The organism is Salinigranum halophilum (genome assembly GCF_007004735.1).
Lineage (GTDB): Archaea > Halobacteriota > Halobacteria > Halobacteriales > Haloferacaceae > Salinigranum > Salinigranum halophilum.
Window position 1 is genome coordinate 565,577 of record NZ_SSNL01000005.1, and the last position, 12,888, is coordinate 578,464.

12 protein-coding genes are annotated in these 12,888 nt (G+C 68.9%); 5 read left to right on the forward strand and 7 right to left on the reverse strand.

Translation table 11 applies throughout. The features are described 5' to 3' along the window. Positions 1-71 precede the first annotated feature (71 nt). Positions 72-1,571, reverse strand: a complete 1,500-nt coding sequence (locus E6N53_RS14955) for a lipopolysaccharide biosynthesis protein (protein ID WP_142860354.1) — start codon at positions 1,569-1,571, stop codon at positions 72-74. 306 nt (positions 1,572-1,877) lie between these two features. Beyond that, on the reverse strand, positions 1,878-3,056 hold the full coding sequence (locus tag E6N53_RS14960; protein ID WP_142860355.1) for an FG-GAP repeat domain-containing protein: 1,179 nt from the start codon (positions 3,054-3,056) through the stop codon (positions 1,878-1,880). 213 nt (positions 3,057-3,269) lie between these two features. Here E6N53_RS14960 and E6N53_RS14965 point away from each other — a divergent pair, with 213 nt between their 5' ends. From E6N53_RS14965 to E6N53_RS14980, 4 genes are all read left to right on the forward strand, one after another. After that, positions 3,270-4,271, forward strand: coding sequence for a sugar phosphate isomerase/epimerase family protein (locus E6N53_RS14965; protein WP_142860356.1), 1,002 nt, complete (start codon positions 3,270-3,272; stop codon positions 4,269-4,271). Between the two features lie 140 nt (positions 4,272-4,411). Further along, positions 4,412-5,287 (forward strand): protein translocase subunit SecF, encoded by an 876-nt coding sequence (secF, locus tag E6N53_RS14970; RefSeq protein ID WP_142860357.1) that lies wholly within the window; start codon positions 4,412-4,414, stop codon positions 5,285-5,287. After that, entirely contained in the window at positions 5,287-6,840 is a 1,554-nt protein-coding gene (locus tag E6N53_RS14975) for a preprotein translocase subunit SecD (protein WP_142860358.1), read from the forward strand. The genes secF and E6N53_RS14975 overlap by 1 nt, the downstream gene beginning before the upstream one ends. A 177-nt stretch (positions 6,841-7,017) precedes the next feature. Then, positions 7,018-7,266, forward strand: coding sequence for a DUF7511 domain-containing protein (locus tag E6N53_RS14980; RefSeq protein WP_142860359.1), 249 nt, complete (start codon positions 7,018-7,020; stop codon positions 7,264-7,266). A 57-nt stretch (positions 7,267-7,323) separates the two neighbouring features. Here the strand turns inward: E6N53_RS14980 and rnhB are convergent, their stop codons facing one another. The 4 genes from rnhB to E6N53_RS15000 form a co-directional block, all read right to left on the reverse strand. After that, positions 7,324-7,974, reverse strand: coding sequence for a ribonuclease HII (gene rnhB / locus E6N53_RS14985; protein ID WP_142860360.1), 651 nt, complete (start codon positions 7,972-7,974; stop codon positions 7,324-7,326). Positions 7,975-8,036: 62 nt separating this feature from the next. Then, positions 8,037-9,389, reverse strand: coding sequence for a tRNA pseudouridine(54/55) synthase Pus10 (locus E6N53_RS14990; RefSeq protein ID WP_142860361.1), 1,353 nt, complete (start codon positions 9,387-9,389; stop codon positions 8,037-8,039). 54 nt (positions 9,390-9,443) lie between these two features. Beyond that, entirely contained in the window at positions 9,444-9,977 is a 534-nt protein-coding gene (locus E6N53_RS14995) for a DUF4112 domain-containing protein (RefSeq protein WP_142860362.1), read from the reverse strand. Beyond that, a complete protein-coding gene (locus E6N53_RS15000; protein ID WP_142860363.1) occupies positions 9,974-10,252 on the reverse strand; it encodes a hypothetical protein in 279 nt (92 codons plus the stop codon). The genes E6N53_RS14995 and E6N53_RS15000 overlap by 4 nt, the downstream gene beginning before the upstream one ends. A gap of 127 nt (positions 10,253-10,379) precedes the next feature. Between E6N53_RS15000 and E6N53_RS15005 the strand changes: the two genes are divergently transcribed. Then, positions 10,380-11,462 carry a succinylglutamate desuccinylase/aspartoacylase family protein gene (locus E6N53_RS15005; RefSeq protein WP_142860364.1) on the forward strand — a complete coding sequence of 361 codons (1,083 nt, stop codon included), beginning with the start codon at positions 10,380-10,382 and terminating at the stop codon, positions 11,460-11,462. Between the two features lie 5 nt (positions 11,463-11,467). On the opposite strand, the gene E6N53_RS15010 is transcribed toward E6N53_RS15005, so the two are convergent. After that, the gene (locus E6N53_RS15010; protein ID WP_142860365.1) at positions 11,468-12,856 is read right to left on the reverse strand and encodes an MFS transporter; all 1,389 of its coding nucleotides are present in this window, start codon (positions 12,854-12,856) and stop codon (positions 11,468-11,470) included. Positions 12,857-12,888 lie beyond the last annotated feature (32 nt).

A 12,888-nucleotide genomic window follows, 5' to 3' on the forward strand; every position in this document is an offset into this window, starting at 1 on the left:
GCGTGTTGGCGCTGGACCGACCGAGACGAACCAGTCTCGAAGGACAGAGACGCCGGCCGGCGTGCTCGGGCTCAGCTGACGACGCTGGCGACGAGCTGGCGCAGGTTCGCGCGCATGCCCCAGTTCGTGCCGAGGTCGAGCGCGAGGACGGCGGCCGCGTAGACGACGCCGCCGGTGACGATCATCACACAGAGTTCGACCCACGCGGGCAGGACGAGCGCCTGGCCGACGTACCAGGTCGCCGCGGCCATCACGCCGCTCGCGACGAGCGGGTACGTGGTCTCCGAGAGGATGCGGAGGCTCGTGGTCTCGAGCACCTTCGCGGTGATGTAGAGGTTGATGGGCATGCTGACCAGGAGGTTCACCCCGAGCACCAACACGGCGGTTCCCGTGATGCCCCAGCGGACGGTCACGGGGTAGATGAACGCCGCGATGACGAGCACCTTGAGCAGCGAGGTCTTCGTGATGTAGTCGGGGCGACCGACGGCCTTCCAGAGCGCGCCCATCGTCTTGCCGATGGCGCGGTACACACCGTAGAGCGCCAGCACCTGCATCGCGACGACCATCGGGAGCCACTCGGCACCGAAGGCGCTTTCGACGAACGCGGGGGTGACGACGGCGAACCCGATTCCCATCGGGACGGCGACGAACGACACCAGCCGAATCGTGGTGAAGTAGCTCTCGCGGAGCCGCTTCACGTCCGTCTGGAACTTCGAGAACGCCGGGAACATCACGCCGGCGACGACCTGACTCAGCTCGGTTGCGGGCGCGTTCGACATCCGGTACGCGTACTGGTAGTACGCGAGCGCCACGGGCGAGAGCAGCCAGCCCACGAAGACGTCGTCACCCTCGTTGTAGAGGAAGTAGAGGATGGACGACCCCGTGATCCACTTGCCGAAGTGGATGAGGTCGCCCGCCGCCTCGCGGTCGAAGCCGATGCCGGGGCGGTAGTCGTGGATGACGTACGACGAGACGAGACGGACGACGTCGGCCGCGAGGAACGCCCCGACCCACGCCCACGCGGAGGGGTCCCACAGCGCGAGGGCCAGCCCGGTGAAGAAGAACGCGAGCGTCCCGCCGGTGTTGTAGACGAACAGCTTGTGGTACTCGAGGTTCTTCTGGAAGTACACCACGGCGGGGTTCTTGAGGCCGCGCAGGACCGCCGAGACAGCCATCACCTGGATGAGCGGCGTCGCCGCGGGGGCGTCGAACAGGCGGCCGATGAACGGGGCGGCGAGGAACAACACCCCGAAGATGAGGACGCCGCGGGCCACCTCCATCGCGAGGACGGTGTTGAGGTAGCGGTCGACGTTGTCCTCGACGCGCTGGATGAGCGCCTCGTTCAGTCCGACCTCCGTGAGGCTGCGGAGCGCGCTCATCGAGACGAGCGCGATGCCGACGAGGCCGAGTTCGAGCGGACCGACGAGGCGTGCGAGGATGACCAGGAGGACCAGCGGGAGCATCCGGTCGACCATGTTCTGTCCGAAGAGCCAGACGGCACTCTTGGCGGCACGCTGGCCCGTTCCGCCGCTCGGGATGAGCCGCTGGACGAGTGTGGTGATTCGAGACATGATGAGTGTAGGTAGGTATCGATCCGCGAGGCGCAGTTCTTCTCGAGTGTGTACCCATCGAGGCGAGACGGCCACTTCGGACGTGGTCGTACTCTCACTGGAGGCGGCATTGTTATGGCCGACGTAACGGGAATCACCGACGGCGACAGGGCGATACTGCCGGGGGGTCTCGGGGTGGTCGACAGTTCTTAAGCCGATACTAAACCGCGACCGGCGTGGAGGTGCGGAGACGGGCGCTCGTCCCCCGACCAGCGGAGCGCGGGCGGCGCAGATACCCGCGACAGGAGTCGGGGAGTCGAGGGCGACTCAGAACGCCGTCTCGTTGTACCAGACGTCGACGTGCTCGGAGGGGTGGTACGACTTGCCGACGATGTCGGGGCGGCCGTCGCCGGTCAGGTCGACCGCCTTCGCCTCGTGGGTCGGGACCCCCGTCCCGACGAGAATCGCCTCGAAGCCGTCGTCGCCGTTGCGGAAGACGAACTGCCGGGGGGTCTCTGTCTGGAGCCCCATCTCGGCGACGAACACGTCGAGGCGACCGTCGCCGTCGAAGTCTGCGACCTGGATCGAGTGTGGGTTCGACAGCTGGTCGTGGAGGACCGTCGGCTGCCAGGCGGTGCCGTCGAAGTCGAACACCGCGACGCGGCCGAGGACGTCGCCGTTGTACGGTCGGTCGCCCTCGGCGATGACGAGTTCGAGGTCGCCGTCGTCGTCGAGGTCGGCGGCCGCGAGGCGGGTCCACTCCCAGCCCTCGGCGACGACCGCTCGCGTCCACCCCTCGCCGTCGCGGTGGAAGACGTTCGGCCCGGCGACGATTTCGGTCGCGCCGTCGCCGTCGATGTCGACCACCAGAAGCCCCTCGACGTGGAGGTCCTCACAGACGATGTGGAGGTTCTCCTCGGGCCACGGTTCGACGGTAGGGTCGTCGGGGATATCGTAGTAGAACACCGTCTCCGACCGCTGTGAACAGCCGACGAGTTCGAGGTCGCCGTCGTCGTCCACGTCCGCGAGCGCGAGGTCGTGGTACTTCTCGAAGCGCTCGGAGACGAGGTGGAGTGACCACGTCTCGCGAGGGTCGTCGGGCTGTCGTAGCCAGTAGATGCCGCGCTCGCCGAGCGCCTGGCCGACGACGAGGTCGACGCGGCCGTCTCCGTCGATGTCACCGAGGGTGCCGCCGAGCGCGTAGAGGCCACCGCGAGGAGCGATGACGTGGCGCTTCCACTCGTCCCCGAGGTTCTCGTACCAGAAGACGTTCGGTTCACGGCGGCGGTAGAGGTGTTTGAGCCCGGGGACGTTGTCGAGTTTGATGGTCCGGCCGGGAAGCGACAGTGTCGCCGTCCGACCCGACCCGGTGACGACGACGTCGGGGAGCCCGTTGCCCGTGAGGTCGGTGGGGAGACAGGTGAACAGGTTGCCACACGGCGGGCTGTCGTCGATGCGTTCGTGACGGAAGCGGAGTGCAGACCGTGTCTGCGTGGCCTGGGACATTGCGTCAGCTACACCAGCGACGAGCATGGTAACGCGTCGACTAACCGTGACAGCCGGTGGCAGCGAACGTCGGGACGGCACCGCCTCGGCTGTGGGTTGCTCCGTCTCGTCGCACTCCGGACCGTACCTCGACCGGCCCACGCTCACGACACCGTTCGTCACGCCGTTCGCCACACCATACTTACGCGAGCACCCGACGGAGAGTGCAGTCGTATGACGACACCGAAACTCGGGCTCGCCACCTTCACCCTCCGGAGACTCGACGTGTCGCTGCCGGAGATGATTCGGGCCGCGGGCAACGCCGGCTTCGACGGCATCGAACTCGTCCACCGCATCCACGAGACGTTCGACGCCGAGGCGGTCGACCGGGCGTTCGAGGCGACCGGGCTCGAACGGGTCGGGGTTCACGTCTGGCTACACGAACTCGAGGCGGACCTCGACGGCCTCGTCGCACAGTACGGGGCTGTCGGCGTCGAGACGTTCGTCATCCCGTACCACCCCGAGTCGAACTTCCGCACCACGGCGCGCCTTCACACCCTCGTCGAACGGCTGAACGCCGTCGGCGAAGCGCTCGATGCACGGGGGTGTCACCTCCTGTACCACCCGAACCACTGGGACATGGTCCCGCTGTTCGACGGGAGCGTCCTCGGTCGCGTCCCCTCGCTCCGGCTCACGGACCGCCTGCCGTTCGACGGGGGGCCCGTCCGACACCTCCGCCGTGTCGAGGACGAACTGCTCCGACGCCGGAACCGACTGTTCGACACGGCGTTCATCGCGCTCGGTGCGACCGAGGACAACACCGTCGAGACGCTCCTCGAGCGGACGCCCTTCGGGGTCCTCGTGCGCGAGGTGTCACCGACGGTGGCGTTCGAGGTCGACCTGACGTTCTTCCACCAGCAGGGGTACGACCCGGCGGCCGTGCTCGACCTGCTCGGGGACCGGGTGAGACGCGTCCACGCGAAGGACCTCGTCCGCGACGGGTACACGCCAGGCGGTTGGCCGGCGTTCGTGAACGCCGGAGACGGCGAGGTGGACTTCAAACGCGCAGTCGCCGCCGCCGACCGCAACGGCGTCGAGTGGGTGCTGTTCGAGAACGGCCACGCCGTGGACCCGCTCGAGTGCATCCGCCGGGGCCACGACTACCTCCGGCGGTATCTGCCCGCCGAACGACCGCCCCCGTCGCCGTCGGAGGCCCCCGTCCACGCCCTCGACTGACCGCCCGACCGGACGGTTCACACGCTGCCGGACGACCCCGAGCCGTCCCGTGGCTGGGGCCCATGGCTGGGGCCCGCGGCACACGCGGCACGGAACTGCACATAAGAAGGCTTATTCGGCGGGCAGGAACACCGAGCAACATGGTCGAGTTCGACGTACCGGAGGTGGACTACACCCGGTACACGAATCGTCAGCTCGCGGCGATACCGCTCGCGGTACTCGCTGTTGCCCTCCTCGTCATCGCGGGGTGGACCGTCGTGACTGGATCGCCGGTCAACCCCGGCCTGGACTTCACCGGCGGGACGGAGCTTCGCATCTCCGTCGACGCCCCCGAGGGACAGGCCCAACAGGAAATCCGCGCGGCGTTCGAGGCGCAGCCGGAGTCGATCCGGTCTGTCCCGTCGGACGGGACGTACATCGTCACGTTCCAGTCGGGCGCAGCGACGACGTCACAGATCGAACAACAGGCCGAGTCGGCGGGATTCGAGATACGTTCGATCGACGCCGTCTCCGCCGCGTTCGGCTCTGAGACGCAGAACCAGGCGCTCCTCGGCATCGTCATCGCGTTCGTCGGGATGAGCGTCCTCGTCTTCTTGATGTTCCGGACGTTCGTCCCCTCGATCGCCGTCGTCATCTCGGCGTTCTCGGACATCGTCATCCCGGTCGCGCTGATGAACCTCCTCGGCATCGAGCTCTCGCTCGGGACCGTGGCGGCGCTGTTGATGATTATCGGGTACTCCGTCGACTCGGACATCCTGCTCAACAACCACATCCTGCGACGGTCGGGCGACTTCTACGAGTCGACCTACCGCGCGATGCGGACCGGTGTGACGATGACGCTCACGTCCATCGCCGCGATGATCGTGATGACGATCGTCGCCACGCTGTTCGGCATCTCGCTGCTCGCCGCCATCGGCATCGTCCTCGTGTTCGGCCTCACCGCAGACCTCATGAACACCTACCTGCTGAACCTCTCGCTCCTCAGATGGTACAAGTTCGAGGGGGTGGCGCGCTGATGTCCTCGATTCGCGAGAACTGGCGCATCGTCCTCCTCGTGATCGTCCTGCTGGCGTCGACGTTCGCGCTCTTCTCGCCCACGGTGGGCGGGACGGGCGACGGAAACGCAGCGACGGAGGGGCCGACGAACCTCAAGTACGGCCTCGAACTCTCCGGCGGGACCCGCATCCGCGCGCCGCTCGTCGGCGTCACCGCCGAGGGCGTCGACATCAACGACAGCGACACCCGGCAGGTCGCGCGGGACGTGGCCGGCGAGATGCAGGCCGCCTCCCCGAGCGACGTCATCGTCCGCCGCACCGCACAGTCGACGGCCACGGTCGAGGTGACGGCCGAGAACGTCACCACCGAGGAGTTGGCGTCGACGCTCGACACCCTCGGGCTGTCGTACGAGACTGCACGTGACGGCGTGACCGAGCCGACGCGCGCGGAGGTCGTTCGCGTCCTCCAGAACAAGATCAACGAGGCCGGCCTCTCCGGCGGGACCGTCCAGCAGGTCACGACCGCCACCGGCGGGCACTTCATCCTCGTCGAGGTGCCGAACGAGGACCGCTCCGACGTCGTCGACCTCGTCGAGTCGCGTGGGGCAGTCCGCGTCGACATCTACTACCGACAGAACGGGTCGTACACCACCCGCGAGGGCGTCCTCACGGGCGACGACTTCCAGAACATCGGCACCGCCCAGGAGTCCGAGCGCGGACCGTTCGTCCCGGTGACGGTGCGCCCGGAGGCCGCGACGCAGTTCCAGCAGGCCGTCGTCGAGACGGGCGTCGCCCGGCCCGGCGGGTCGACGTGTACGTTCGAGGAGAGCCCCAACACGACGCAGCCGTGTCTCCTCGTCGTCGTCGACGACCGGGTCGTCAACTCGTTCGGCATGTCGCCGGGGCTCGCCCAGAGCATGCAGGCCGGTGGCTGGGCCGACGACCCCGGGTTCCAGCTCACCACGCGGAACTTCTCGGAGGCACAGCGCGTCTCCATCAACCTCCGCGCCGGCGAACTGCCCGCCAAACTCGACCTCGAAGGTGAGGACGGCGGCACCTCCTCGTTCATCTCGCCGAGCCAGGGTGACAACTTCAAGGTGAACTCCGTCATCACCGGCATCATCGCGGTGCTCGCCGTCGCCGCCGTCGTCTTCGTCCGCTACGGCGAGGCGAAGGTCGCACTCCCGATGATCGTCACCGCGTTCTCCGAGGTGCTCATCCTCCTCGGGTTCGCCGCGGGAATCGGCTACGCGCTCAACCTCCCCGCCATCGCCGGCTTCATCGCCGTCATCGGCACGGGAGTAGACGACCTCATCATCATCGCCGACGAGGTGATGGCCGAGGGGGACGTCACGTCGCGGCGCATCTTCCAGTCCCGCTTCCGGAAGGCGTTCTGGGTCATCGGTGCCGCCGCGGCGACGACGGTCATCGCGATGTCGCCGCTCGCGGTCCTCTCGCTCGGTGACCTCCAGGGCTTCGCCATCTTCACCATCCTCGGTGTGCTCGTCGGCGTGCTCCTCACGCGCCCCGCCTACGGTGACATCCTGCGGGTGCTCCTGACCGAGGACCGCTGACCGGGCCGCCACCCCACCGCTCGTTCTCGCCGTCGCGCACGTTGGTCTCGCCGAGTCCGGCCCGTCCGGTAGGCCCCGCCTATCGATTCCCGCCCGGTGAGAAGCCACAGCTTACTTATTGGGGATGTACACGTCGTCCGAACTGTACCGCCCGCAGACCGTTCGTCACACCCGCCAATGTCAGAACTCCCACTCCGCCGTGATGCCGACGAGTCGCCGACCGACGTGTCCACCCCCGCCGAGCACGCGCCCCGCGGGGCGTCGCTCTTCGACGACGGGACCGAGTACGCGGCCATCGTCGTCCCCGCCGAAGACCGTCCGGACGAGTGTACCATCTTCCCGGTCGACGTGGGCGAGGCGGAACTCGTCACGACGTGGGCCTCCGCCGCGGAGGGTTCGTTCGTCGCGCTCGACGAGATGCGGTGAGGCGGCGGTCGTGTCGGGAGGGTGGCCGGCAGTCGTCGCACTCGGACAGGACGACCGTCAGAAGTCGTCGAGCGCGGACTGTTCGGCCGCGCTGAGTACGTCGTCGCACGTCTGCCACGACGCCCGCGCACACCCCGGGAGCACGCCGTGGTCACGGACGTACTCGCGCAGGAAGGTGCGGGTCGTCGGGTCGCTCGGGTAGCCGCTCCCGACGTCGCCGTACTCGTCTCGCAGGGCGTCGACGCGGCGGTCGCGTTCGACTTTCGCGACGATGCTCGCCGCCGCGACGACGGGGTAGCGGGCGTCCGCGCCGTGTTCGGCCCGCACGTCGACGGCGACGCCACGCTCGTCGACGCCGGCGGCGACGCGCCGGGCGAACCGCGATTCGGAGACGTCGCCCGCGTCGGCGTACACCGAGTCGCCGTCGTGGGCGACCCCGGCGAGCGCCTCGGCGTGGGCGTCGACGGTCAACGTGTTCATGTCGCTCTCCGGCGCGTCGATACGGTCGGTGGAGACGATGCCGAAGCCGACGGTGTCGGCGACGGCACGAATCTCGGCCGCGAGGGCCGCTCTCGTCTCCGCTGTGAGGCGTTTCGAGTCGTCGACGGCGGTGGAGAGGTCGTCGGGGTCCACCCGGACCGCCGCGGCGACCATCGGCCCCAGCACCGGCCCCTTCCCGGCCTCGTCGCTCCCGACGTGGACAGCCATGCACGAGGATTCACGCGCCGTGAAAAACCGTTATCGGTGTCGCACGGGCGGCACGGCCCGGCTCACTCCTCGTGGTCGTCCGCGTCGGTCTCGACGGTCGAACCGACGTCCTCGTCGGTCGCACGCCCGTCGTCTCTGAAGTACGTCTCGTCCTCGAACGCCTCGTCCTCGCCGTAGACGCCGACCACGTCGAGTGCGGTCACCGTCGCACCCACGCCGAGGAGGCCGGCCAGACTCGGCTCGGTCCGGTCGTCGTCGCCCGAGACGAGTTCCTTGATGTAGAGGCCGCCCTGGCCGTGGAACTCGACGGTCGCGTGCGTCTCGTCTTCCCACTCGCCGCTCGCCTCGTACACGTCTCTCGTCCGCGTGAGATTCGCCCGTCGATGGTCGACGCGCTGTGGCGTGTACTGCTCGATAGTCGCACCCGCCAGCGTCGACAGCGCCTCCGCGAGTTCGTCCGCCGTCACCACGCCGTCGAACGCCACCTTCGCACGGTAGCGCTTCGAGGCGTCGAGTTCTTTCACCCGCTCGACCATCTCGTACGTGGCCAGCCGCAGGCCCTCGACCTCGACGCGGCCCTCTGCGTGTTCGTTCACGACGCGTTCGAGGGGCTCGACGTTCACCGTTCGGCGCTTCGGCTCGCGCACCTCGACGACGAACGGCCGACCGGTGCCGAGCATCAGCGCGTCGACGTCCTCGCGCCCCGCGCCGTGGAACGTCGCCTCGGTTCCCTCCATCGCGTCGCGGATGGGCGGTGCGACCAGCCCCTCGATGCTCGCCTGGTAGAGATACCCCGTCCCGTCACACTGGGGGCACTCGCGGTCTTCGCCCAGGACGCCCCGACCGTCACACCGGCCGCAGGGCCACTCGGTCTGGGGGATGTCCCGTTCGAGTTTTCGGTAGCGCCCGTAGACGAACGCCGAGTGGATCGTCGTCTCGACCGTGTCCCGCTCGATATCGAGGAGGAACTGGACGTCGGGCCGACCGAACTCGACCTCGGTCTCGGTGAGCCGCCCCACCCGCTTGCCGACCTCGCGGTTGAACTCGGACTTGAACAGTTCGCCCGCGTCGGCCGGGAGGCCGGCCTCCTCTCTGAGGAGTTCCTCGTTCTCCTCGACGAGCGGCGGGGCCCGGGTCCCGACCTGGTAGGTTTCGAACTCGACGTCCTCGACGGCGGCGGCGGCGCGTTCGGCCCACTCGTCGAAGCGGGCACACTCGCCCTCGCAGACCCAACACGCCGCCGTCGGCGTCGGTTCGAACGGCTCGTCCGCGTCGAGCGCCGCGGCGACACGGAGCGAGCGCCCCCGCTCGGCGTTCGTCAGCCCGAAGCTCCGGTCGGCGAAGACCCGACCGAGACAGGCGTCACAGACCGGACCCGCCCCGTCGAGCGCCCGGGCGTCCTCGAGAATACTCATACGCGAAGGTGTGTGGGGGGAAGTAACTGTCTTGCGTTGCGCTCCGTGGCCGGGTCAGACGACGCCGAATCGACCGAGTGCCCACCACGTCACGAGGGCGACGCCGAGGCTCACGAACAGGAGCACCCCCGTCAACAGCGCGGTGACGACGAGCACGTACCGGCGGTCCAGCGTCGCCCGTTCGGGCGCGTCGAGCCGCGCCTCCAGCAGCCGGACGTTTCGCGTGTTGGCCTTCCAGACCGCGTCGAACGCGTCGCCGACGAGCGGGAACGACCCGAAGACGGCGTCGACGACGAGCACCAGGAGCATCCGCGCGAGCGTCGCCCGCGGGACCCCGAGTGCGGCCGCGCGGGCGACGATGTACGCCGACGCGGCGCTGGTCGAGACGTCGCCGACGCCGGGGACGAGCCCCAGAAGGGGGTCGAGTCCGACTCGATACGTCGTCCCCGGGACGACAAACAGTTCGTCGAGGTAGTAGCTCAGGCGTTCGAGCGCGACCAGTTCGTCGGCGTCCACGTCGGCAGCGACAACGTCCACGTCGACGGGCTCACCGTCGGGGTGGTCGTCGACGCGTGCGTCTCGCCTCACCGCTCCGACTCGTCGCGGCGTTCGACCCGTTCGATGCCGACCGCCTGTGAGAGGTGCACGTCGAGACTCGTCTCCGCGCCCGGCCCGCAGACGACGGTCGCCTCCGCGCGGACCCGGAGGTCGTTGAGTCCCGGCCTGACGCCGGTGACGTCGAACGCCTCGACGCGTTCGACGGCGTCGACCCGAGCGAGTCGCTCGCGTGCCTCCTCGCGGAGGTCCTGTTGACTCCCACGCGGAATCCGCAGCGTCAGTCGGGCGTCGATAGGGTCGGACATCGCGTTGCCGTTCCTCTGACGACCCCCACGGGCAAAAAGACTCGCCGCGCGGCGGGCATGGGGAGGGTCGGCGGCGTCGACGCCGCCACTAGGAAGAGATTAGCACGGTCGTATCGAGTCGACGCGTATGACCGACGACGAGTCCGGGCGGCCGCAGTCGTTCCGGTACGACGGGGAGGTCCGCCCCGGCGAGAAGCGCCAGTTCCGCTACGAGGTCGGCGAGACGTATCTGGGTGACCCCGTCGAGATTCCGGTGACGATACTCAACGGGACCGAACCCGGCCCGCGCGTGTGCATGACGGCCGCGATTCACGGTGACGAACTCAACGGCGTGAAGGTGCTCCAGGAGGTCGCCGCTCGCTACAGTCCCGCGGAGATTCACGGCACCCTCGTCCTGCTCCACGTCGTGAACGTGCCGGCGTACCAGGCCCAACAGCGGTACATCCCCATCTACGACCAGGACCTCAACCGCTCGTTCCCCGGGAAGGCGCAGTCGAACACCGCCGAACGAATGGCCCATCGGGTGTACGACCGGTTCGTGAGCCAGTGCGACCTCGGCCTCGACTTTCACACCTCCACCCGGAACCGGACGACGATGTACCACGTCCGCGCGGACGTCGACAACCCCGACGTCGCCCGGTTGGCCGAGGCGTTCGGCGCGAACGTCATCCTCTCGGGGGAGGGCGAGGCGAGTTCACTCCGCGCCGTCGCGTCTCGGAACGGAACCCCGACGCTCACCGTCGAGATGGGCAAGGCCCACCGGTTCCAGCCGGGGCTGGTCGACAAGGCGCTCGAAGGCGTCGAGAGCGTCCTCGCGACGTACGACGTCTACCCCGAGGGGTCGGTGGCGGAGCCGTCGTGGCGGAAGGTGATGAGGCCCGACGAGGAGAAGCGCTGGCTCCGCGCGGAGACGGGTGGCCTCGTCGAGATGCGGTGGGGGCCGAACCCGCTCGTCCACGAGGGCGAGACCATCTGTACCATCACCGACCACTTCAAACACGAAGAGCACGTCGTCGACGCGCCCTTCACGGGGCTCATCGTCGGCGTCCTCGAGAACCCCGTCGCGCTCCCCGGTCACCCGCTCTGTCACCTCGTCCGCATCAGCAACGAGACGCGCGAGGAGATCGAGCGACAGATAACCGGAGGCGAGTTCGACGGGTACCGCTCCTACGGGCAGCGGTGGATGGCCGACGACGAGGAGGCCGAGTAGACCCGTCAGTCGATGCGGAGGTCGACGGCCCCGTCCGACGAGCCCGCCGGAATCGCGTCGCCGTCGACCTCGTTCGCCGGTTCGCTGGGCGGCGCTGTGGCCGTTCGCCCGCCGGAGAGAATCCGCAGCGAGAGGACGAGTGCGGCACCGACGAGGACGAGCCCGCCCGCCACGCCGAACGCGACGAGATATCCGAGCGCGGCCAGCCAGCCACCGAGCACACCGCCGATGCCACCGGCGACAGCACCGAGTGCGGTGTGGAGGCCGAGGACTTCACCCCGGACCCCGGCCGGCGCCAGTCGGGAGACGATAGCAGTGCCGACGACGGCGATGAACGCCCACGTCACGCCGATGGCGGCGAGCCCCGCACCGGCCGTGACGAGGCCGACGGAGAGCGCGCCGAGGCCGGTCACGACGGCCACGACGGGAAACAGCACGCCGCGGGCCGCGAGCGCGCCGGACTGCAGTAGACGGACGTCGTACGTCGAGGCGAACCGTCCGGCCCCCTGGTAACAGACGGCGGAGCCGAGACTCGACACGAGGTAGAGCGCGAACACCTGCCCGGAGGCGAAGCCCTCGTCGGTGAAAAAGAGCGGGAGCGGCGCCCAGAACGCGGCGAACCCCGTGAAGAACAGCCCGGCGGCGAGGAGATACGTCAACAGCGCGGGGTCGAGTCGGGTCTTGAGTCGGCCCAGGTGGATGCCTCGCGTCGTCCAGTAGAGCCGGTTCGGCGAGAACGCGAAGGTGGCTCCCTTGATGCCGCGCCGCGACCCCGAGAGGATTCGGGCCACGCGGCGGACGCGCCGCTCGGCCGTGACGTGGTCGGCCGGCCGGGGGTTCGGCAGCGACCCCGCGGCACCGAGCGTGCTCGCCCCCGCGCAGGCGGCGAGGACCCAGAACAGCGCCTGGGTGACCGTCTGCGCGCCGACGAGTCGCGGCGCGACGAGCGGCCAGACCGTCCCGAGGACGAGCCCGCCCGCCCAGCCGTACCCCTGATACTTGTTGAGCCGGCCGATGCGTTCGCTCCACCTCGATTCGGGTGCGTCGTCGACGACGAGCATCGTCAACACCGGCGCGATGGACGCGACGACGAGCCACAGCACCGCGTTCGCGACGATGACCGACGTGATGGTCGGCAAGAACGGGATGGCCGCGAGCGCGACGGCGACGGCTGCCAGCGTCACCAGCACCAGCGTCCGCCGGTGCTCGACGCGGTTGGCGAGCCGGCCGAACAGGATGGCGCCGGGCGCACCGATGAGTGCGGCCGTCGCGGCCAGCAGCCCGAGTTGGACGGGCGTCGCGCCCAGTTGGACGATGTACAGCGGCACGAGCAGCGACGCCCCCCCGAACGCGACAGACCCGAGTCCCCACGCGTAGAGCCACCGTTCGGTCATGCATCAGGTGTCGTGAACGTCTGGGAAAAGCG

Coding starts and splice junctions, on each gene's coding strand:
- secF (WP_142860357.1), top strand. CDS start 4,412: ATGGTCGAGTTCGACGTACCGGAGGTGGACTACACCCGGTACACGAAT.
- E6N53_RS14990 (WP_142860361.1), bottom strand. CDS start 9,389: ATGAGTATTCTCGAGGACGCCCGGGCGCTCGACGGGGCGGGTCCGGTC.
- E6N53_RS14960 (WP_142860355.1), bottom strand. CDS start 3,056: ATGTCCCAGGCCACGCAGACACGGTCTGCACTCCGCTTCCGTCACGAA.
- E6N53_RS14980 (WP_142860359.1), top strand. CDS start 7,018: ATGTCAGAACTCCCACTCCGCCGTGATGCCGACGAGTCGCCGACCGAC.
- E6N53_RS15010 (WP_142860365.1), bottom strand. CDS start 12,856: ATGACCGAACGGTGGCTCTACGCGTGGGGACTCGGGTCTGTCGCGTTC.
- E6N53_RS15000 (WP_142860363.1), bottom strand. CDS start 10,252: ATGTCCGACCCTATCGACGCCCGACTGACGCTGCGGATTCCGCGTGGG.
- E6N53_RS14955 (WP_142860354.1), bottom strand. CDS start 1,571: ATGTCTCGAATCACCACACTCGTCCAGCGGCTCATCCCGAGCGGCGGA.
- E6N53_RS15005 (WP_142860364.1), top strand. CDS start 10,380: ATGACCGACGACGAGTCCGGGCGGCCGCAGTCGTTCCGGTACGACGGG.
- E6N53_RS14965 (WP_142860356.1), top strand. CDS start 3,270: ATGACGACACCGAAACTCGGGCTCGCCACCTTCACCCTCCGGAGACTC.
- E6N53_RS14975 (WP_142860358.1), top strand. CDS start 5,287: ATGTCCTCGATTCGCGAGAACTGGCGCATCGTCCTCCTCGTGATCGTC.
- rnhB (WP_142860360.1), bottom strand. CDS start 7,974: ATGGCTGTCCACGTCGGGAGCGACGAGGCCGGGAAGGGGCCGGTGCTG.